Origin of the sequence: Hymenobacter aquaticus (assembly GCF_004765605.1) — a bacterium.
In the GTDB taxonomy this organism is placed as follows: Bacteria; Bacteroidota; Bacteroidia; order Cytophagales; family Hymenobacteraceae; genus Hymenobacter; species Hymenobacter aquaticus.
In genome coordinates this window covers 2,700,843-2,722,525 of the sequence record NZ_SRLC01000001.1, presented here as the reverse complement: position 1 = coordinate 2,722,525, position 21,683 = coordinate 2,700,843, and the positions used below count along the sequence as shown (strand labels likewise).

Here is a 21,683-nt window from a genome sequence, read left to right as displayed (position 1 = left end):
GGATTTTGCGCATCAAGCGAAGGGGGTTGGGGTGGGGTTACCGGATTACCGTGTTGTCGAAGGTCAAAGCCACGTAGTACAGGCCGCCGATGGTGGGGCCGGCGGCGTACTGCACGTAGCGGTTGTTGAGCAGGTTGGTGCCGCCGACTTTGATGGTGGATTTCAGATTAGGCACGCGCACGTTTACCTGGGCATCGACGGTCTGGTAGGCCGGAATCCGTCCGTTGGCCAGCTGGCTTTCCCAGAGGAAGGCGTTCTGGCGGCGCCACACCACGTTGAAGCCCACGTTGCGCACGATTTCGCGGTTGCCGAAGCTCACGTTGGTTACCCACTTGGGCGTGTTGAAGCCCGTCACGAAGACGTCGGCCTGCTCGTTGCTGGCCAGGGCGTTGTAGTTCACGTTGCCGGCCAGGGTGTATTTCTGGTAGAAATTATACGTCACGCCCAGGGCCGAGCCGTAGCTGCGGTAGGTGTTGCGGGCGTTGGTGTAGACGCGGTACCGGTCCTGCTTGGCGCGGGTCAGCATGTCGAGCACCGAGGCGTCGGAGCCGACGGGGCCCGACTTGGGCACGGCCACTTCCACCTGGCCCAGGAAGCCGGTGTACTCGTTGTAATACGCGTCCAGGTCGAGGGCCAGGCGGTTGTCGAGCAGCACGCTCTTGTAGCCCACCTCGTAGGCGTTGATTTGCTCGGGCTGCATGGTGGGCAGGTTGGCGACTTGCAGCACGGCGCGGTTTTTCAGCGCGGCCCGGGCCTGCTTCTCGGACGTGGTGCCGGTCGGGTCAGCAGCCACGTCGCGGTTCACGGCGGCGGTGAAGTTGTCGAGCGAGGCCAGGGTGTAGGAATTCTCCAGGAAGCCCAGCCCGTCGTTCACCCGGCCCAGGCCGCCCACGCGGCGCACCGAGCCGTTATTCACGAACGAAAGGGCCTCAAACAAGGCCGGGAAACGCCAGCCGTTCTGGTAGGAAGCGCGCAGGTTATGCCGCTCCGCAATAGTATAGACGGCCGCCACCCGCGGGTTGAGCTTGGGGCTGAACTCGGGGTTGTAGTCCACCCGCAACGAGGCGTTGAGCTTGAGCCGGTCGTGCAGCAGCAGCTTGGTGGCCTGTCCGAAGGCGCCGACTTTCTTGTAGTACTGGTTGTTGCCGCCGGGCGTGGTGCGGTCCGAGAGCGGCTTGCTGAAGTCCACGAAGTTGTTGCCGTCGGGAATGACTTCGTATACCCGGGCATCGGCGCCGAGCAGTACGTCGGCCCACTCGATGCGCTTGCCCAGGTTCCACTGGGCCTCGCCGTGGTAGGTGCGGCTGCGCTGCCACAGGGCCGCCCCGCCGGTAACCGGGGCGCCGGGCACGTTCACGGCAATATCCCAGTTGTTGATGCCGGTAATCGTGTTTTTGAGCTGCTCGAAGGCCGCCGTGCCGGGCTCCGCGCGGCCCCGGTCGGCGACGGTGCGGGCCAGCTTCATGGCCGTAGCCAGGTCCACGCCGGCATCGACCTGCTTTTGCAACTCGGTGCGGAACTTGCCGCCCCACACGCTGTTCGAGCCGTTGTTCAAATCCAGGTTGGTAGCCAGCGGGTTGAGGTTGTAGGAGTCGCCGGTGTTTTCCACGAGCACGTAGCCCCGGGCCACGAAGTCAGCGCCACGCAGCTCCAGCTTGTGGCTTTGCACGGTCACGTTTTTGAGCTGAATCTTGTTGCCGCGCTGAAAAATGCCGTCCATCAGCCCGTAGCGGTAGCCGTACGACAGCTCGGCCCGGTCCGTGAGCTTGTAGTGCAGGCTGCCGTCGAACTTAAGGTTGCGCACCGTGGGGTTGATGAGGTCCTTCTCGTAGTAGCCGGTGCGGCGCACATTGAAGGTTTCGGTCTTGCCGTTGTAAGTGATGGGCACCGCCACGTTGCCGCTCCTATCGTCGCCGTAGCGGTTCCAGAGGTCGGCGGCGGGGTTGTTCGGGCCACTCAGCTCGGGGAAGCGGGGGTTGGCCGCGTTCAGGTTCTGGGGGTTCTGGTCGGTCTGGGTGTCGGAAAGCCAGTCGGTGCCCTGCAAATAGGATCCGTTCACTTTGTAGGCCCACTGCTGGCGCTTGCCAAACACCTGGGCCCAGCGCACCGCCGACTCGGTCAAGAGGCTCGGGTTGTAGTCTTGGCCGTCGACGTGGTTCACGCCCAGCTTCTGGTACACGCTCAGGCCCTGGTAGGTGAAGGGGCTCTTGGTCGTGAGGTTGGCCATGCCGTTAATGGCGTTCATGCCGTAGAGCGCCGAGGCCGCGCCGGGCGTGATTTCCACGCTGGCAATATCCAGCTCGGTGGGTCCAATGGCGTTGCCCAGCGGCACGCCCAGCGTAGCCGCCTGCATGTCGACGCCGTCCACGAGCTGCATGAAGCGGAAGTTGTTCGGGATGTTGAAGCCCCGGGTGTTGGGCACCTTGAAGGTGAGGCTGGAGGTGGTCATTTGCACGCCCTTCACGTTTTCCAGCGCGTCGTAGAAGCTCGGCGCGGGCGTTTCCTTGATGGCCCGGATGTCGAGCTTCTCAATGGCCACCGGCGAGCGGAGCCGGCTTTCCTCGACCCGCGAAGCCGACACGACCACCTCATTGGTGAGCAGGGCCTTCGACTCCAGGGCCACCGACACGAGGTTCGTCGCATTCACGATTTCAACCTCCTTGGCGTCGTAGCCCAGCATGTTGAACACGAGGGTGAAGGGAAACTTGAGCTTGGCTTTCAGCGCAAACTGGCCGCTGGCGTCGCTGAGCACGCCCACCGCACCATTCTTGACGCTGATGCTCACGCCCGGCAGGGGCTGGTTGGTGCCGTTTTCGCGCACCACGCCGCTGATGGCAATAATGGCATCCTGGGCCCGGGCCGGGGCCACGCTGGCCACCGCCAAAATCGGGGCCAGGACGGAAGAAGTAACTAGTTTTCTCATAATCTGGGTAGCAGGGTTGGAAGGAAAGAAGCAGGCCGGCCGCGCAAAGCCAGCTGCGCCCGGCGGCGCAGGTTTTAGGCGCGGCTACAACATCGGTTCAGGCAACCCAGGGCAGTCATGATGGTGGAAAGGCAGAGATTGGGGAAAGGGGAATAGGGGAGCAAGGGACGGGGTTGCTGAGAGCAGAAGCCGCCGGGGCGTCGAGCCGCCTATTTGCGTCTCAGTCGTTGTTTACTAGGCGTCGTTGAAGTCAAGTCGTTCAACGCCGAGCCGCAAATGCGCGTCTCTACACTCGTTCGGGAGCTTAATACACGTCCTCCAAATACCGGCGCTGCTTTTTGAGCCCGCGCAGGTAGTCGGCGGCGTCATCCGGGGAGCAGCCGGCTTCGCGCTGCACCACTTGCTTGAGGGCTTCCTGAATGGCCGAGCCCAAGCGGGCCTTGTCGCCGCAGACGTAGAAGTGCGCTCCGTTTTCAAGCCAGCCGTACACGTCGCGCGACTTTTCGAGCAGGCGGTGCTGCACGTAGATTTTCTCAGCCTGGTCGCGGCTGAAGGCCACGTCGAGGTGGCGCAGGGTGCCGCGCTTGAGGTGTTGCAGCCACTCGGTCTGGTAGAGGAAGTCGGTAGTGAAATTGGGGTTGCCGAACAGCAGCCAGTTGCGGCCCTCGGCGCCCAGCTCCACCCGCTCTTCCACGAAGGCCCGGAAGGGTGCCACGCCCGTGCCCGCGCCCACCATGATGATGTCGGTGGCCCCGTCCTGAGGCAGCTTGAAGTACTCGTTGCGCTCCACAAACACCCGGGCCGTGTGGTCAATATCGAGACGGTCGGCCAGGTGCGACGAGCACACGCCGTGCTTGGTGCGGCCGTGGGCGGCGTAGCGCACCGCGCCCACCGTGAGGTGCACTTCCTCGGGGTGCACCAGCAGGCTGCTGGCAATAGAATAAGCCCGGGCCGGCAAAGGCCGCAGCACCGCCGCCAGCTGCCCGGCCGACAACTCGGCGGGAAACTCGCGCAGCAAATCTGCCACGTCGCGGCCGTACACGTACTGTTGCAGCTGCGGAATGTCGGTGATGAGGTCGGCCAGCGGCTTGTGCTGCGGGGCGGCGGCGGCGTAGCGTTCCAGCACGTCGCGCGTCAGCACCGAGAGCTCCAGCTTTTGCGTCAACGCCGTGCCCAGCTCAAACTCCACGCCCGAAAGCTGAATCGGCGCGGCCCCGTCGAGGCGGGCTGCCTGGAGCACTTCGGCTACCAGCGCCTCCCCGTTGCGCGGCACCACCGATAAGGCGTCGCCGGGCTCGTAGTGCAGGCCCGAATCGGCCAAGGACAGCTCGATGTGGTAGGTTTCCTTGCTGGAGCCCCGGCCGTTGAGCTGAATCTTTTCCAGCACCGTAGCCTCGAAGGGGTTGTGGTGGGAGTAGGCGGCCGGCTCCGGCGCGGTCAGGGTTTCGGTAGCCGCGGCGTGGCCGTTGCTGCTTACGTGCCCGCCATTGGCCGCCGAGGCTTCGGCGGCAATGACGTTGAGCACCTGGTCGGCCCACTGCTGAGCGGTTTCCTGGTAGTCTACGTCGCACTCTACGCGCTCTAGCAGGCGCTGGGCCCCGAGCTCAGCCAGGCGCTCATCAAACTCCCGGCCGGTCTGGCAGAACTGCACGTAGCTTTTGTCGCCCAGGGCCAGCACCGAGTAGCGCAAATCGGGCAATTTGGGCGCGCGGTTGCTGAGCAGAAACTGGTGCAGCTCCTCGGCCGCTACCGGCGGCTCACCCTCGCCCTGGGTACTGACCACCAGCAAGAGCTGCTGCTCAGTTTTGAGGGCCCGGGTGGCGTAGTCGTTCACGTCCTGCACCGTCACCTGCACGCCGCGCTGCTTGGCTTTCTCGGCCGTTTGCTGGGCTACTTTCTTGCTGTTGCCGGTCTGGGAGCCGTACAGAATCGTCAGCTTGGAAGCCGCCGCTGGGGCCGCCACCTGTGGCACCGACTGGGCGCTTTGCAACTCGCGGCGGCCCGCCGCGGTGCGGCCGTAAAAGTAGCCGCTCAACCAGATCAGCTGCTGGTCGGAGAGGCCGGTGGTCAGGCGCTGCAACGTGCTGTCGTCGAGGCCCAGGGGCAGGGCAGGGTCTTGCGAAAGAAGGCTCATGGCGGAAGGGCAGTTTAGAAGGGTAGGCGGGCAGGAGGGTAGGAGGGGCAATCCAGGACGTCATTCCGAGCAGCGCGAGGAATCTCGCGTGCTGACGTTGCCAGAGTAATTGTCATGCTGAGCGAAGCCGAAGCATCTCTACCGCTTCGTGGCAGACGTCAGGAGTTACCATTGCGGTAGAGATACTTCGACTGCGCGGACGCCAGATCAGGCATGAGGTTCTTTTGTCTCCTTTTTCTAAGCCACTTCGGCGTAGGAAAGCAGCTCGGAAAACACCGCCGGCATCGCCGCATCGGCTGTGGCCAGGCGGGCTACTTCGCCGATAATGATGATGGCCGGGGCCCCGATGCCGGCCGCCGCGGCCCGCATCGGCAGCTCCCGCACCGGGCCCGTCACGAGGCGGGCGGCGGGCAGGGTGCCGTTCTGCACGATGGCCGCCGGCGTGCCGCTCTGCCCGTGCTGACTGAAAATCTCCACGATGCGCCCCAGCTGGCTCAGGCCCATCAGAATGACCGTGGTGGTGCGGGAGCGGGCCGCTTCCCGCACGGCGGCCGACAATTCGCCGGTGGCCGTAGTGGCCGTAACCACTTGGAAACCCTCACTGCTGCCGCGGTGCGTGACGGGAATGCCCACGCTGCCGGCGGCGGCCACCGCGCTGCTGATGCCGGGCACGTAGTCGGTGCGCAGGCCGTGCTGCTCGGCGTAGAGCATTTCCTCCCGGCCCCGGCCAAACACGAACGGGTCGCCGCCCTTGAGCCGCACCACGTGGCCGTGCTGGCGGGCGCTATCCACAATCAGGGCGTTGATTTCGTCCTGGTGGTAGCTGCGCAGGCCGCGCCGCTTGCCCACGAAAATCTGCGGGGCACCGGGCCGCACGTAGCCCAGCAGGTCGTTGTTGGCCAGCGCGTCGTAGAGCACCACGTCGGCCTCGCCCAGCACCCGCACGCCTTTCAGCGTGAAGAGCTCCGGGTCGCCGGGTCCCGCGCCGAGCACGGTCAGGCGGGGAACTGGGGGTGGGAAGTTGGACATAGTTTTTGGTGCCTGGTGCCTGGTGCTTGGTGCCTGGTGCTTGGTGCCTAGTGCTTGGGGCTTGGGGCTTGGGGCTTGGGGCTTGGTGTCTGGGGCTGTTGGCCTTTGCTACAGAAATAGAAGTGTTGGTAAAGGACAGTAGGAGAGCCTGATGTTCTGTTCTCTTGCTGCTAAGGACCAAGGACCAAGGACCAAGCACTAAGCACTAAGCACCAAGCACTAAATCTTAAATCGTGAAGCCCAAAGGCTCGGGCACGAAGCTATTCTGCATGGCCTCCACCATGCCGGCGGCCAGCGTGTCGCCGCTGAGCTCATCGACGAGGATAAAGGCGCCGGTAGCGCGGTTCTGCTGGTAGGAATCCACCACCAGCGGGGCGGCGGTTTTGAGGCGGATGCCCACGATGTCGTTGAGCTGGGCCGACTCGGTGGCGGCGCGGCCAAACGTGCGCACGTTCACCTTGTAGGTAATAGCCGACACGACGGCCTTGACCACCGCCGAGTGGTGCTGCACCAGCAGCTTGCGGCCGGGCCACAGGGGCCGCTCGTCCATCCAGCAAATCGTGGCTTCCAGCTCTTTGGCCACGTGAATCTGGCTGCCGACGGGCACGATGGAGTCGCCGCGGCTGATGTCCACGTCGTCGGCCAGGCGCAGCACCACGGCCTGGGGCGCGGCGGCGCTGTCCACTTCCTGCTGGTTGACCTCAATGGCCTCAATCACCGACTCCTGGCCGCTGGGCAGAATGTGGACCCGCTCGCCCCGGCGGTACTCCCCGCTCTGGATGCGGCCGGCGTAGCCGCGGTAGTCGGGGTAGTCGTCGGTCTGGGGCCGAATCACGAACTGCACCTGGAAGCGGGGCTCGCCAATGGCGGCTTCCTCGAAGGCCGGCACGCTTTCCAGGTGCTCCAGCAGGCTGGGCCCGGTATACCAGCTCAGGTTCTTGGACCGCGTCACGATGTTGTCGCCGAGCAGGGCGCTGATGGGAATGGCCGTTACCTGGGGTAGCTTGAGCTGGTCGGCCACGGCGGCGTAGTCGGCCACAATCTGGTCGAACACGGCCTGGTCGTTGCCCACCAGATCCATCTTGTTCACGGCCAGCACGAAGTGCCGGATGCCCACGAGCGAGGCAATGAGCGAGTGACGGCGTGTCTGCTCCACCACGCCCTGCCGGGCATCGACCAGCACGATGGCCAAATCGGCAGTCGAAGCGCCGGTGACCATGTTGCGGGTGTACTGCACGTGGCCCGGCGCGTCGGTGATGATGAACTTGCGGCGGGGCGTGGTGAAGTACTTGTAGGCTACGTCGATGGTAATGCCCTGTTCGCGCTCGGCGCGCAGGCCGTCCGTCAGCAAGGCTAAATCCACGGTGCCGTGCACGGTAGGCCGGTTTTCCAGGGCCGCCAGCACGTCCAAGGACACGGAATCAGAATCGTAGAGCAAACGGCCAATGAGCGTACTCTTGCCGTCGTCGACGCTGCCGCAGGTAATAAATCGGAGAAGATCCATCTGTGAATTAGTGAGTTAGTGAATTAGTGAGTTGGTTGGCGATTTTGGGAGTTGTTAGGCATCTGCGCAGGCAGAACGACAACTCACTAAATCGCTAAGTCACTAATTCACCGTTTAGAAATAGCCGTTGCGTTTGCGGTCTTCCATGCCGGCTTCGGAGATGTTGTCGTCGAGGCGGGTAGCGCCCCGCTCGCTGACTTTGGCGCTGAGCAGGTCCTGGATGATGTCGTCGATGGTGGCCGCGTCGCTTTCCACGGCGGCGGTGCAGGTCGAGTCACCGACGGTGCGGAAGCGGACCTGGCGCTCCACGATTTCGTCGGTTTCGTCGAGGCGCAGGTGCTCATTCAGGCCCAAAAGCTGGCCGCTGGGCAGCACCACGCAGGTGCGCGGGTGGCCGAAGTAGATGCTGGGCAGGGCAATGTTTTCGCGCTGAATGTAGCGCCACACGTCCAGCTCGGTCCAGTTCGAAATCGGGAACACGCGCACGTTTTCGCCGCGCTGAATCCGGCCGTTGTACACGTTCCAGAGCTCGGGCCGCTGCCGCTTGGGGTCCCACTGCCCGAACTCGTCGCGCACCGAGAAGATGCGCTCCTTGGCCCGGGCCTTTTCCTCGTCGCGCCGGGCCCCGCCGATGCAGGCGTCAAACTGAAACTCTTCGATGGTTTCGAGCAAGGTGTAGGTTTGCAGCGGGTTGCGGCTAGGAAACTTGCCGCCCGGCTCGCGCAGGCGCTGCCGCTTGATGGTGTCCTCCACCGAGCGCACGATGAGCTTTTCGCCCAGCTCGGCGGCCAGCGCGTCGCGGAACTGGAGCACCTCGGGGAAGTTGTGGCCGGTATCGACGTGGACCAGCGGGAAGGGGAAGCGGCCGGGGCGGAAGGCTTTTTCGGCCAGGCGCGTCAGCACGATGGAGTCTTTGCCGCCCGAAAACAGCAGGGCTGGCCGCTCAAACTGGCCCGCTACTTCCCGCAGAATATGAATGGCTTCGGCTTCGAGCCGGTCGAGGTAATCGAAATGGGGGGTACTCATATAGCTCTGATGTCAGTTGTTTATTCTGTCATCCTGAGCAGAGCGAAGGACCTTTGGCAGTTGAACGAGTATCGTTGCACCGACTCGTTCTGGTGTGATAAGGTCCTTCGCAAAGCTCAGGATGACAAGCGGACTAATTGGCCAAAACCGGCTCCACCACCGGGTCGGGGCCGTTGTGGGTGCCGTGCAGGCCGCACTCCTTGGCCGACTGGTCTTCCCACCACCAACGCCCGGCCCGGAAATCCTCGCCGGCCCGGATGGCCCGGGTGCAGGGCGCGCAGCCGATGCTCACGAAGCCCTGCTGGTGCAGCGGGTTGAACGGGATGCTGTGCGCGTGCACAAAGTCCCAGCACTGCTCGAAAGTCCAATCGAACAAGGGGTGAAACTTGAGGAGCTGGTGGCCGGCGTCCCACTCCACCGCGTGCATGTCCTGGCGGTTGGCCGACTGCTCGGCCCGGATGCCGGTAAACCAGGCCTGCTGGCCCCGCAAGGCCCGGCGTAGCGGTTCTACTTTCCGGATGCCGCAGCACTCCTTGCGGTTGTCCACGCTGTCGTAGAAGCTGTTGGGGCCTTTTTCGCGCAGGAGCTGCTCTACGCTGGCCTGCTGCGGGAAGTAGGGCTCAATGGCCTGGCCGTAGCGCCGCAGGGTTTTATTCCAGGTGGAATAGGTTTCCTGGAAGTTGCGGGCCGTGTCCAGGGTGAAAACCTTAATCGGCAGGTGGTGCTCGAAAATCAGGTGGGTGATGATCTGGTCTTCCAGGCCGAAGGACGTCGAGAACGTGGCAGTACCGGGAAACTGCGCGGCTACGGCCGTCAGCACTTCCACGGCGGAACGCCCGGCGAGCTGCTGGCGCAGGTTCGGGACCAGCGCCTCAGAGGCTACTTGCATGATTCGAAGAGGATGTGGTTTTCCGCAGCGGAAACACCGGCTTTCGGGATGCCCGGGGCGCTAAAGCGTAGCGCGGCGGCGGGCCGACTAACCTGCGGTAGTCAGGAAAAAGGTTGTGCCCAAGCAGCTCAGCTAACGGAGCTTAGGGCACGGCAGGAAAAGGAAGGGACGTGGCCTGCTACCAACACCGACAGCACATCATCATGCCACAACATCCAGGCTGTAAAGCAGCAGAGAAGGTCGGAGAAGAAGTGCGGGCGTTGGACAAGGTTTTCACGACGACGTTGTTTTTATATGGTCAGGACTTGGCACCGTTCCGCATTTGCGGTGGTTGCCGGCGCTTCGTCGAGCCTGTCTCTCCACGCCTCTGTATAAAAACAATCCTTTGATGGGGAAAGAATTGGTACTACAAAGGTAATAGCAGGAATTTCATAATTGCAAGTTATAATGCGGATAGCTGATTGATTACTGTTGGTATTGGATGTAAATTATTGTAATGCAAGTTGTTGTGATTGGATGTAAACTATGGGCAGTATAGTTGTATTCCAAAATTATTATTACCTAAAGTTATGATGGATATTGCACTAAGCTATGACTGCTGGCAACCTTGTCTTATTTCCGCACGGCATAAATTGACCGTAGAGCCCGGCTACAGTGCTACGAGTTGCGGGCCGGAACTGGTCTTACAACTCGTTTACCACAATCTGAATGTCCGTATTGCGGCCGTGGTCATCGGCGCAGGAAATCTTGACCGCGCCAGTCGGCGGGCGGAAGAATACCCGCTCGGTAGCCGCGGCCGTGCGCAGAAACTGGTCGTTGACGTACCACGACACCTGGCGTACCTCGTTGTCGGTGGTGCAGCTCAGCAGCAGCTGTTGCTGCTCGCCTTTGGTCAGCACGTACTCGGTGTTGGCCAGGGGCGAGGTAATGCCCGGGGCCTGGTCGCGGCCGCCGCGCACGAGCTGGCAGGCGGGGTTGTGGGGCGGCTGGCGGCGGTAGGGTATGCCCTGGGCTTCCTTGAAAGCGGCCACTTCCGGCAGCAGGTTGGGGTACAGTTCGCGCCGGTAGCCGGTGGCCGGCGCGCAGGCCCGGCAGTAGGTGTATTGCCCGTCGGCCGAAAGCAGGACCTCTTTCTGGTGCTGGCAGCGCAGCCCGGCCGACACGCCGGGCAGGAAGTAGTCGATAATCTGGTTGGGGCAATTCTCGCCCGGCGGCCGGCCGGTTTCGGCGCACACCAGCCGGAAATCGAGGCTGGCGGGCGGCTGAAACCAGTTGTTGGGCGAGTTGTAGGCCAGCGTGTTAAACAAGTCGAAGAGCAGGGGCGTGGCAATGTCGGAGCCGGTGAGGGCCGGGCTGCCCTGCCCGCTGAAGTTGCCCACCCACACCCCGATGGTGTACTCCCGGTTGTAGCCGATGCTCCAGGCGTCGCGGCGGCCGTAGCTGGTGCCGGTTTTCCAGGCAATCTTGGGCAGGCGGAGGCTGGTTTCGTAGCCCACGGGCAAATCGGGGCGGGTGAGCTGGGCCAGGATGTCGGTGATGAGAAACGCCGAGGCCTCGGAAAAGAGGGTTGAGTGTTGGGTTGGTTTGGCTGACTGCTGTTGCTTCCGGCCCGGGGCTGCCGGCTCATTTCTACTTCTTCGCTCTTCACTATTACTGGCGAAGCGCAGGGGCCCGTACTGCCCACCGGCCGCCAGGGTCACGTAGAGGTTGGTCAGCTCTTCGAGCGTGGCCCCGCAGCCGCCCAGAATGGTGCTCAAGCCCAGGTGGGGGGCACGTTTGGCCACGGTGCGGAAGCCGGCGGCCCGCAGCTGGGTGGTAAAGGTGGGCACGCCCAGCTCCGAGAGCACCCGCACGGCCGGAATGTTGAGCGAATAGGCCAGGGCGCGGTCCAGGGGCACTTCGCCGTTGCAGCGCTTGTCGAAGTTTTCGGGCTGGTAGCCGCCGAAGTTGGTCGGCACGTCGGGCAGCAGCAGCTTGGGCGTCACCAGGCCTTGGTCCAGCGCCAGGGCGTAGAGGAAGGGCTTGAGCGTGCTGCCCGGCGAGCGGACGGCCTGCACCCCATCGTTCTGGCCTTTGGTGAAGCTGTCCTGGAAGTCGGCCGAGCCCACGTAGGCTTCCACGGCCCGGGTGCGGTTGTTGACCACCAGCACGGCCGCGTTGCTGATGCCCAGCTCCCGCAGGCGGCGCACGTAGTTGCGGGTCAGATCCTCGGCCTTGGCCTGCTTACCGCGCTGCAACGTGGAGGCTATGCTGGCCCGGCCGGGAAACTGCCGCACCAGCCGCCGGGCCAGGTGGGGCGCCAGCGTGGGGGCCGCGTGACGCTGCACGTCCAGCGGCTCGAGCAGGGCATCGGCAATGTCCGGCCGGGGAAACAGGCTCTGCTCTCCGAAACGGCGCAGCCACCGGTTGCGCTCCTGCCGGATGGCCGCGTTGTGCCGGCCCAGCACCAAGCCCCGCGGCCGGTTCGGGATGATGGCCAACGTCACGGTCTGGGCCAGGGAAAGGTAGTCGGGGGGCTGCTGGAAGTAGAGCAGGGCCGCCGACTTCACGCCCTCGATGTTGCCGCCGTAGGGCACCAGGTTCAGGTAGAGCTGCAGGATTTCGGGCTTGCTGTAGTGGGCTTCCAGCTGCAGGGCGCGCAGCATTTCCAGCAGCTTGTTGCCCACGGTCCGCTCCTTGGGTTCCAGCAGGCGGGCCACCTGCATGGTAATGGTGCTGGCCCCGGTGGTGCGGCCCCGCCCAAACAGGTTGCGCCCGGCCGCCTGCACCAGCGCCAGCGGATTGACACCCGGATGGTAGTAGAAATACCGGTCTTCCTTCTCGATAATGGTAGCGCGCAGGGCCGGCGTGATTTCGCGCAGCTCGGTTTTCATGCGCCACTTCTGGGTCGGGTTCAGAAAGGCGTGCAGCACCGCGCCGTCGGCGGCCAGCACGATGGGCGAGTACTGCGGCGCCGGCGGCAGCGGAAACGCCGCGTCGAGGCCGAGCAGCGTCAGCAGCAGAGTAGCAGTACCCAGTACGATTCGTAACCAAAAGTGACGCTGCATGGTGGTAGAGACGCAATATTTTGCGTCTCGTCGTTGCTGATGTTGTTATAAAAGCGTGGTGCCGGTTGTTGCTGACGTTATTATAAAAGCGCGGTGCCGGTCGTTCAACGACGAGACGCAAGATGTTGCGTCTCTACCGGAACAGGCTATTGGGCTTTTCATGGTCGGCGGCCCACTGGGTGGGGTTGTTGAGGATATACTGGCGGGCCTTTTCCAACTCCGCGTCGTTACGAATTACCCGGTCAAAATACCCGCTCTGCCAGGCAAAGGTGTGGCCGTGGCGGCTGGCCCAGCCCTTTACCCCGACCTTAAAGCCCCGCACTACGGAGCCCAGGTTCTGGCTTTGCGGACCGAAAGTGCCTAGCCTACTGGTTGCCGAGGTAGGTTTGGCAAAGATCAGAATACCGTGCACGTGGTCGGGCATGACGACGAAGGCGTCGGGAACGGCGAAAGCAAAATGCTGCGGAATCTCCTGCCAGCACTGCCCGGCGCGCTGTCCCAAGGCCGTCGGGACCAGTACGCTTGCTTCCTCCGGCACGCTGACGACGGATATTTCTCCGAAATACCGGTGTCGGCTTTGCGTGCAGATCGTAACGAAGTAGATGCCGCTCTCACCGTAATCATAACCCGGCCAACGAGTAGATGCCGTACGGTATTTGTCCTGGTAAAGCCCGTTGTCCATATGCGGTAGAGACGCAACATCTTGCGTCTCGTCGTTGCTGATGTTGTTATAAAAGCGCGGTGCCGGTCGTCCAACGACGAGACGCAAGATGTTGCGTCTCTACGGTACCGCGCTGGCCTTGCGAAAGCGCGGTGCCGGTCGTTCAACGACGAGCCGCAACATCTTGCGTTTCTACCGCACCCGCACCACGCCGGCACCGTTGTAGCTGTGGTACTCGGCGTTGTACATGGCGTCGGCACTGACCGGGCCCAGGCGGAAGGTGCCCTTCGACACGGCCCGGGCCACGTAGTAGAACGACTTGGGCGAAGTTGAAACGGTAGTGAACAGGTTGATCCGGTCGTCGCGCAGGTCCAGGTAGTCGGGCGTGGCGGCGTCCTTGGCCCAGTCGATGTCGCGCACGGCCCCAATGCGCGGATTCTCGATTTCCAGGCCGGCGGGCAGCAGGTCGGTAATGGCCACGTTGGGCACCGTGCCGGCCGCGTCGGCCGACTGAATCGTGATGCGCACCACCACCAGGTCGTTTTGGCGGAAGGTGGCCGAGCCCACGGGCTTGCCGGTGCGGTCCAGGAACTCGCGGCGCACTTTGAGGAAGCTGTCTTCCTGCCGCACGGTGTTGGTGGCCGACACGCCCTCAGTTTCCCAGAAGTAGTACAGGCTGCCGGTGCCGGCGGTGCGCAATGCCACCTGGCGGTTAGCCACGTTGTTTACCGTCAGGTCGGTGCCCGTGAACTTGCCGATTTCCCGGGCATCGGCCAGCAGCGTGGCAGTGGCGGTGCTCTTGGCGTTTTGGCGGGCTACTTTGCCCAGGGCCAGCAGCGAAAAGGCCCGTTCCTGGGTGTTGAGCCACGAGGCCTGCTTCACCTGGCGGCTGAGCTGGCGGGTGAGCTTGGGCACCAGGGCATTGCCGGGGTCCACTTCGAGCAGGGAGTTGAGCACCAGGGCCTCGTCGCGGATGGGGGAGTAGAACGAGCCGTCGAAGGCGCGGTGGGCGGCGGTTTCGGTGAAGGTGGTGGGCAGCAGGTCGCGGTAGGCTTGCTGGTTGCCGCCCACGGCCTGGGCCGCCGCCAGCAGGAAGCGCGAGTCCTGGGCCAGCAGCTGCCGGTTCGACTTGTAGTAGTTCAGGGCCACGGCATCCTGGCGGCCGGCCAACGCCAGCACGTAGAGGCTGTAGGGAATTTCCTTTTTGGCAATGACCTTACGGCGGGCAATGGTACTCACGTCGAAGTAGTCGTACTCCTCGGTTTCGCGCTTGCGGGTGCGGGCCTGCAGGTATTGCAGCACCTTGTCGAGGTGGCCCTTGTTGACTTCGAAGCCGGCGCGCTGGGCTTCGAGCAGGAAGTGGGCGGCGTAGGTCGTGGCCCACCAGTTGTCGTAGTCGCCGCCGGGCCAGTAGCTCAGGCTGCCGTTGTAGAGCTGCTGGGACTCGATTTTGCGGATGGCCTCCTGCACGTTGTAGTTGGGGTTGAAGCGCGTACCCTTGGCCTGCTTGCCGGTTTTCTGGCTGAGCGTGGCCGTCAGATCCGCGTAGTAGAGCTGCGGGAAGGCCGCCGACACGGTTTGCTCCAAACAGCCGTAGGGGTATTGCAGCAGGTAGCGCAAATCCTTGGCAAATTCCGTCATCGGCGAGCGGCTCACCACCAACTGACTGCGCAGCGTGGCCGGCAGGAAGTTGGTCTTCAGGTTCAGCGCCTGGTTGCTGCCGCCCTTCACCACCCCCGAGCCGGATACCTTTTCCAGCGGAGAAGCGGGACGGACGGGTATTTCGATGGTTTCAAGCAAACGGTTGCCATTCAACTGACCATTGCTAGGTATTACTTCGACCCCAACAGTTCCGTTGCCTATTGCTTCCGCAAGAATTCGGAATTTAACTCGGCGCTCAGTATTAGCAGGAATAGAGATATTGACACTAGAACCCCTGAAGTGAAGCATTGCGCCACTCTCCAATTCCTCTTTACTAGGTATTGTCCGTAGTATTCCTGTTCTCATTTTCCACTCTTGCTCATTCCCGAGCTTAAGTCCCACCATGCCATTGATGGGTTTCCCCGTCGTATTCGTCAGCGTCACGGGCACGTCAATCGTGTCGCCGGGGCTGAGGAAGCGGGGGAGGCTGGTGCTGATAACCACCGGGTCGGCGACGCGCATGGTTTGCTCGGCCGAGCCGAAGGCGTCGCCCTTGTAGGCCACGGCCATGACGCGCACGGCCCCGCTGAACTGCGGGATGCGCACTTTGTAGCGCACTTTGCCGTTGGCATCGGCCCGTAATACGCCGCTCCACTTGGCCAGCAGCTTCACCCGGCGCGAGGGCACGGGCGTGGTGCGGCGGGAGAGGTCGGCCCCGTCGCCGCCGGAGGAGCTGGTGCCCAGCTCGGGCAGCAGGAAGGGGTACACGTCGTAGGCCTGCACCTCCAGGGCGCGCTTCTGGTAGAAGTAGCCGTAGGGGTCGGGCGTGCGGTAGTCCTTCATCTGCAGGATGCCCTCATCGACCACGGCAAAGGTCACGGCCGCGCCAGGGGCGGTGCTGGCCTCGATGGTCTGCCAGGTCTGGGAGCGGCTCTGGGCGGCTACTTTCAGGGCCACGGGCAGCCTGGTGCCGGGCTTTTCCACCGTCAGCGGCACGAAGCCCCGGGCCACGGTCAGCGGCAGGCGGTTGTCGGTGATTTCGCGGATAGCGGTGGCCGTCACGTAGATGTTGGGCACGTGGTTGCCCCGAATCGGGATGCTCACGCGGGCCGACTTCTCATCGGTATCGACGTAGAAATGGTCGAGCACCTTGTCGCGCTCCACGGTGATGAGCACCCGGCCGGCGAAGGGCGTTTTGAGCAGCAGCTTGGCCACGTCGCCCGGCTGGTATTTATCCTTGTCGGCCTCAATCGTGACTTCGCCCTCGTTATTCACCTCGAAGGAGTTGCTCTGCGTATCGCCGTAGCCGTAGGCGTAGAAGCGGCTGGCCACGTAGGTCGCCGCGCCCGGCCGGGCCACGCGCACCTCGTACTCGCCCGAGGAGGCCGGGGTGAAGTCGAGCGTGGTGGCCGCGTCAATCGTGCGGTTCTGGGTCAGGATGGCCTGTTCGCGCTTCTGGGAGGTGTAGCGGTAGCGCCCACCCTGGCGCTCAATCACCGTTTCCCACAGCAGGCGCACCACCTTGATCTGGGCTTCGGCCCGGGTGGGCTGGGCCGTTTTGGGCGTCAGGGCCACGAAGCGCAGGGTCTGGGCCTGGCGGGTGCTGACCAGCTCGGGCAGGTACTGAATGCCGAACATCACCGGCTGGGTCTGCACCTCGAAGGTGGCCAGGCGGTTCACGGGCCGGCCGCTTTCGTCGAACACCGTGGCAAAGGCCGAGCCTTCCAGGGTGCCTAGGTCCTGGTAGTCGGGCACGTCGTAGGTGGCCGTGCCGTTGCCGCTGGCGTCGGTGGTGCCTTCGCGCACGGTTTTCTCGAACCGGTCAGAAATCGAGCTGCTTTCTTCCTGGGCGTAATTGCGGCGCTTGTTCTCGCCGGTGTTGATGCTGAAGGTGTAGTCGGCGTACTTCTTGGGGCGGAAGGGTTTTTCCTTGAGCGAGAATTCGACCTCGAACTTCCGGTCGGAGGCCGGGGGGCCAAACAGGTTCAGGGCCGTGATGTTGGCATTCACCGCCTGACCCGGCCCCACGACGGCCGGCGCGGCTTTCACCGTCACCTTTAGCCGGTCGGGAATGAACTCCTCCACCGACACGGTGCGTGACGTGAGCAGCACGTCGTTGCCGGTCAAGACTTCCAGGGTGTAGAGGCCGGTCATGACGCCGGCGGGCAGAATGAAGCGCGACTCGAACGAGCCGTCGGCCGAGAGCTTCTTGCGCAGGCTGGCGTATTCCTTGCCCGTGGGCAGCAGCAGCCGGATTTTCACCGGCAGGTTGGCCGGCGGGGCCTGCCAGCCCTCGGTCCGAATCACGGTGTTGGTTTGGATGGTGTCGCCGGGGCGGTACAGGTCCCGGTCGCCGTAGAGGAAGGCCTGGTAGCGGGCCGCGTTGCTTTGCAGGCCGCCCACGTCGAAGCGCGAGGTTTCGACCCGGCTGCTGGGCAGATTCAGGAAGGTGAAGTCCGACTCGCGCTGGGCCGTCACCATCGTCAGGCGGAAGCGGCTGGTAGCGGCGGTACTATCGAAGAGGGCCACGCCGGCGCTGTTGGTGGTGGCGCTGCTGATGACCTGGTTGTTGGAGCTCACGAAGCGCACGTTGACCCCGCCCAGGGGCTTGGCCGAGCGGATGGAGTTGGCGAAGACCAGCGTGCGGCCGGCCTTGCCCTGCTTCACAATCAGGCCGATATCCGACACCGACACCAGCTTGCTGACTTGCAGCCACTGCCGCTCGGTGTCCTGCACCTTCACCACGTAGAGGCCCTTCATGGGGCCGGTAAACTCCAGGTCCTTGAAGCTCAGGTTGAGCAGGCGCAGGCCGTTTTCCTTGGGCATGGCCGCCACGGTGTAGGTGCGCTCGGTCAGCACGTTGCCCAGCTGCTCCACGTCGTAGTAGTTGTACGACTTGTCCTGGTAGCCCCCGTCGCCGTCGCCTTCGTCATTGCCTTCCTCGTCGTAGTCGTAGCCGTACTGCTGGCCGCCGCGCAACAGCTGCTGAATGTTGTTGGCGTAGACCTTGGCAATGGTGACCTGCACCTTCTCGATTTCGGCGATGCGCACGCCCAGGTTGCGAGTGCCCAGCGCGTCGAGGTACATGGCCTTGTCGCCGTTGGCGAAGCTCAAACTGGGCCGCTCATCCACGAACGAAGCCGTCTGGGTGAAGGGCTCCGGCAGCTGTCCGCCCAGGGCCCCGCGCAAGCCGCTGCGCAAGCTAATCTGGTACGTTTTATCCACGTCGAAGCCGCCCTTGAGGGTAAAGCCGCTTTCCAGGGCTTCCACCGAGTAGTCCACGGCCGGCTCCACGGTCAGCAGGGCCGGTATTTCGGCGGCCGAGACGGGCTGGTTGGTGAGCACCGTAATAACCGGGTCGCCCTCCACGATGGAGGCCACCACCTCGCGCACGAGCAGGGTTTGCGGGTCGGGCACGGCTACTTGCGCCACCAACGGCTTGGTGGTGGCCCGGTCGGAGCCGGCGGGGTGCAGACCGGGCGCCAGCTCCAGCGTGACCGGCGAGCCGGGGCGCACGTCCTGGGTCAGGGCCACGCCCACCACGCTGTCGGCCTCCGCTGATACTACCTCGAAGGCCACGGGCTTGCCGTCCTGCGTCACCTTGAGCAGGGGCTGAATATCGGCCGGTTTCACGGCGTAGTTGAACAGCAGATTGGCGCGCATCTCGGCCGTGCCCGCCACCCGCCGGCTCTGGCTCCAGAACAGCTGGGGCTCGTGCATCGTCAGGCCCGGGGTGTGAAACTTGCGCTTGCTCAGCGGGGGCTCTTTCTTGAGCTTGAGCGCCTCCAGGGCCACCGGCCGCCACTGCGCTTCAAACGCCGTGGCGGGCCGGAAGGGCTCGGAGGGGGAGAAGGTCAGCTCCCGGTCGCTGGTCCACTTGAACTTGCCCCGCACGGCGGGCTCAAACTGCACGTACTGCAGCGTGTCCCAGCGGCTCACGCGGCCCTCGCCCACGGGCTCATCGAAGGTGAAGACGATGTTCTGATACGGGCTGATTTCCTCGCCCTCGGCACTGGAATCAGCATTGGAGCCCGACTTGGAGCAGGCGCATAGTACTACCAGCCACACCAGCGGTAGCAGGCGAGATAAGCGGGGGATAAGCATAAGGATAAGGGGAAGAAAATGGACGCGGGAAGGTATAGAAAAAGGAGGATATGCGGTGAAGGCGGGATGGATATATTCCTAGCTAACAGTAGCTAGTGCAACGCCAGTAAGCCGCACAGCGGCAGCATGTCTATAGCAACAAGGTGCGAGTCAAAGCAAGAGCCGCACAGCGGCGGCATGTCTATAGCAACGAGCACAGGTTAAGGGAAAAGCCGCACAGCGGCGGCATGGGTCGTGGGCTACGGAAGAGGGTGCCGAATGGCGCCGCTACGCGGCTGGGTATGTGTACTAACCTGGCGGCTATAGACATGGCGCCGCTACGCGGCTGGGTATGCGTACTAACCTGGCGGCTATAGACATGGCGCCGCTACGCGGCTGGGTATGTGTACTAACCTGGCGGCTATAGACATGGCGCCGCTACGCGGCTGGGTATGTGTACTAACCTGGCAGCTATAGACATGGCGCCGCTACGCGGCTGGGTATGTGTACTAACTTGGCGGCTATAGACATGGCGCCGCTACGCGGCTGGGTATGTGTACTAACTTGGCGGCTATAGACATGGCGCCGCTACGCGGCTGGAGACGTGTACTAACTTGATGGCTATAGACATGGTGCCGCTGCGCGGCTGGGGTTCTATTTCTTACTGGTGTAATTGCCCGTGGGATGGGCCCTTGACACCTACAGCATCATTCGGCCGAGTCAGGCGCTGCGTAAGGATCAGAGAAGAGATACTGCTCGTCGTAGGGCACTCCGAACAAGCGCAGTAGGCTTCGGTATTCTTCGCCGAACGTACGGGTGGCATGGTGTTGGGGCTGCTGTTCGATGTAGCGAATAACCGTAGCAAGCTGCGAGGCCGCATAGGAAAACGCTCCAAACCCACGCTGCCACTCAAAGCGCCCACCCGGCAGCCACCGCTGTTCGTTGATGAACCGGGCAGAGTTGGCTTTGATATCCCGTACGATGTCGGAAGGGGCTACATCAGGCCGCAGGTTCAGCAGCAGATGCAGGTGGTCAGGCATACCGTTTACTGCCAGCAGCTTCTGTCCCTTGTTGGTGACGATACCCGTGATGTAGCGGTTCAGCTCTTGCTGATGCCGCGCAGGGATCAGGCGGGCCCGCCCAGCCACCGCGAATACTACGTGTAGGTAGAGCTGAGAGTAAGTATTCGCCATAGGTATAGTCCGTTAACAGACCGATAAACAACCCTCAATATAGCATTCAACAAGCGGATTATCAGCCGCACGCTGGCGTTAGCCCTGCAACCTTGATACGGCCGAATGACCCCAGCCGCGTAGCGGCGCCATTCGGCCCCCTCCTCCGTAGCCCACGACCCATGCCGCCGCTACGCGGCTCTTGTTTTAACCCATGCCTTATTGCTATAGACATGCCGCCGCTACGCGGCTTTCCCCTTAACTCACGCCTTATTGCTATAGACATATCGCCGCTACGCGGCTCTTGTTTTAGCCTGTGCTCGTTGCTATAGACATGCTGCCGCTACGCGGCTTTTGCCTTAACCTACTTGTTGCTGTAGATATGCCACCGCTGCGTGGCTTTTGCTTTAACCTGCTTGTTGCTATAGATATGCCACCGCTACGTGGCTATTGGCGCGTACTTTGTCTCCTAAAATCCGTTAAGAGCAACTAAGGAGACAATGAACTTGTCTCCAAAAAAACGAAACGACTAATTAAGGAGACAACCGCACCCATGCCCCGCTATTCGACCCCGGCTCCTGCCCCGCATTACTTGGCCCTCATTCGTACCGGCCTGGGCCTGACCCAGGAGCAGCTGGCCGGGGCCCTGGGCGTGTCGCGCCACCTGGTCACGAAGATAGAAGCCGGGCAGCGGGTATTGCCCGCTTCGGCCGGAATAATTTTGGCGTGGCTCAGTCAGGCCCTGCCGCCGCCCGGTCCGCCCGCGCCGCTGCCGCCGCTGAGCCCGGAGCAGGCCACTATGCTGCACACCCGCGCCTCGGCCGTGGCCTACGAAACCCAGCTGCTGCTGCGGCGGCTGGAGCGGGGGCAGGCCCGGGCCCAGCGCGCCCTGGCCTGGCTGCGCGCCGTCCCCGCGTTGCGGGCCGCGCTGCCCGCCGCCGACGGCGAGCGGCAGCACCTCTGGCTGGCCGCCACCACGGCCGAAGCCGAGCAGGCCCTGGAAGGGGAGGGCAGCCCCGCGCTGCACCGGTTGCTGGAGGCCCGCCTGGCCGGCCTGCGGGCCGAGGCGGCCGCGCTGGCCGGGTACCTGAAAGAGTAGACGCCAGCCATATAACGGCACCCTACCAGTCACTCCCACATGCCACGCACCACGTAGCCGCGTAGCGGCACCACGTCTATAGCCCCCGCGTACCAAGCCCGGAGCAGCCGCGTAGCGGCGTTATGTCTACAGTCCCCGCGTGCCAAGTCCAAAGCAGCCGCGTAGCGGCGTTATATCTATAGCCCCCGCGTGCCAAGTCCAAAGCAGCCGCGTAGCGGCGTTATGTCTATAGATATAGTAGTTTCCGTACCAACGAGCCGCATAGCGGCGGCATACGGTACCGCATCACGAGGACCGGCGGGATGGCGCCGCGCTGCGGCTCATTCTGTGCTGCGTTCCTAGGCTATAGTCATGGCGCCGCTACGCGGCTGGGGCTGGTTGCTTGCTTGGCTGCTATAGTCATGGCGCCGCTACGCGGCTGGGGCTGGTTGCTTGCTTGGCTGCTATAGTCATGGCGCCGCTACGCGGCTGGGCA

Annotated in this window: 11 protein-coding genes and 1 riboswitch; of the genes, 1 reads left to right on the top strand and 10 read right to left on the bottom strand. The window is 63.3% G+C overall.

The window, feature by feature from the left end; all coding sequences use genetic code 11:
• Window positions 1–37 precede the first annotated feature (37 nt).
• The 10 genes from E5K00_RS11265 to tnpA form a co-directional block, all read right to left on the bottom strand.
• Entirely contained in the window at window positions 38–2,923 is a 2,886-nt protein-coding gene (locus tag E5K00_RS11265; protein ID WP_135463317.1) for a TonB-dependent receptor, read from the bottom strand.
• A gap of 304 nt (window positions 2,924–3,227) precedes the next feature.
• Window positions 3,228–5,057, bottom strand: a complete 1,830-nt coding sequence (locus E5K00_RS11260; RefSeq protein WP_135463316.1) for an assimilatory sulfite reductase (NADPH) flavoprotein subunit — start codon at window positions 5,055–5,057, stop codon at window positions 3,228–3,230.
• Window positions 5,058–5,294: 237 nt separating this feature from the next.
• Window positions 5,295–6,086, bottom strand: coding sequence for a uroporphyrinogen-III C-methyltransferase (cobA, locus tag E5K00_RS11255; RefSeq protein ID WP_135463315.1), 792 nt, complete (start codon window positions 6,084–6,086; stop codon window positions 5,295–5,297).
• Between the two features lie 226 nt (window positions 6,087–6,312).
• Window positions 6,313–7,590 (bottom strand): sulfate adenylyltransferase subunit 1, encoded by a 1,278-nt coding sequence (locus tag E5K00_RS11250; protein WP_135463314.1) that lies wholly within the window; start codon window positions 7,588–7,590, stop codon window positions 6,313–6,315.
• Window positions 7,591–7,704: 114 nt separating this feature from the next.
• Entirely contained in the window at window positions 7,705–8,616 is a 912-nt protein-coding gene (gene cysD / locus E5K00_RS11245) for a sulfate adenylyltransferase subunit CysD (protein WP_135463313.1), read from the bottom strand.
• A gap of 133 nt (window positions 8,617–8,749) precedes the next feature.
• Window positions 8,750–9,505, bottom strand: a complete 756-nt coding sequence (locus E5K00_RS11240; protein WP_135463312.1) for a phosphoadenylyl-sulfate reductase — start codon at window positions 9,503–9,505, stop codon at window positions 8,750–8,752.
• 287 nt (window positions 9,506–9,792) lie between these two features.
• A riboswitch (SAM riboswitch) is annotated at window positions 9,793–9,883 on the bottom strand.
• A 305-nt stretch (window positions 9,884–10,188) separates the two neighbouring features.
• A complete protein-coding gene (gene pbpC, locus E5K00_RS11235) occupies window positions 10,189–12,552 on the bottom strand; it encodes a penicillin-binding protein 1C (RefSeq protein WP_135463311.1) in 2,364 nt (787 codons plus the stop codon).
• Between the two features lie 133 nt (window positions 12,553–12,685).
• Window positions 12,686–13,321: a transposase gene (locus E5K00_RS11230; protein WP_210114297.1), complete on the bottom strand. Its 636-nt coding sequence runs from the start codon at window positions 13,319–13,321 to the stop codon at window positions 12,686–12,688.
• An 84-nt stretch (window positions 13,322–13,405) separates the two neighbouring features.
• Window positions 13,406–18,958 (bottom strand): alpha-2-macroglobulin, encoded by a 5,553-nt coding sequence (locus E5K00_RS11225; protein ID WP_135463310.1) that lies wholly within the window; start codon window positions 18,956–18,958, stop codon window positions 13,406–13,408.
• 686 nt (window positions 18,959–19,644) lie between these two features.
• Window positions 19,645–20,130 (bottom strand): IS200/IS605 family transposase, encoded by a 486-nt coding sequence (gene tnpA, locus E5K00_RS11220; protein WP_135463309.1) that lies wholly within the window; start codon window positions 20,128–20,130, stop codon window positions 19,645–19,647.
• Window positions 20,131–20,701: 571 nt separating this feature from the next.
• Here tnpA and E5K00_RS11215 point away from each other — a divergent pair.
• Window positions 20,702–21,208, top strand: coding sequence for a helix-turn-helix domain-containing protein (locus E5K00_RS11215; RefSeq protein ID WP_167856836.1), 507 nt, complete (start codon window positions 20,702–20,704; stop codon window positions 21,206–21,208).
• Window positions 21,209–21,683: the final 475 nt, after the last annotated feature.

Coding starts and splice junctions, on each gene's coding strand:
- E5K00_RS11250 (WP_135463314.1), bottom strand. CDS start 7,590: ATGGATCTTCTCCGATTTATTACCTGCGGCAGCGTCGACGACGGCAAG.
- cobA (WP_135463315.1), bottom strand. CDS start 6,086: ATGTCCAACTTCCCACCCCCAGTTCCCCGCCTGACCGTGCTCGGCGCG.
- E5K00_RS11225 (WP_135463310.1), bottom strand. CDS start 18,958: ATGCTTATCCCCCGCTTATCTCGCCTGCTACCGCTGGTGTGGCTGGTA.
- E5K00_RS11240 (WP_135463312.1), bottom strand. CDS start 9,505: ATGCAAGTAGCCTCTGAGGCGCTGGTCCCGAACCTGCGCCAGCAGCTC.
- E5K00_RS11265 (WP_135463317.1), bottom strand. CDS start 2,923: ATGAGAAAACTAGTTACTTCTTCCGTCCTGGCCCCGATTTTGGCGGTG.
- E5K00_RS11260 (WP_135463316.1), bottom strand. CDS start 5,057: ATGAGCCTTCTTTCGCAAGACCCTGCCCTGCCCCTGGGCCTCGACGAC.
- tnpA (WP_135463309.1), bottom strand. CDS start 20,130: ATGGCGAATACTTACTCTCAGCTCTACCTACACGTAGTATTCGCGGTG.
- pbpC (WP_135463311.1), bottom strand. CDS start 12,552: ATGCAGCGTCACTTTTGGTTACGAATCGTACTGGGTACTGCTACTCTG.
- cysD (WP_135463313.1), bottom strand. CDS start 8,616: ATGAGTACCCCCCATTTCGATTACCTCGACCGGCTCGAAGCCGAAGCC.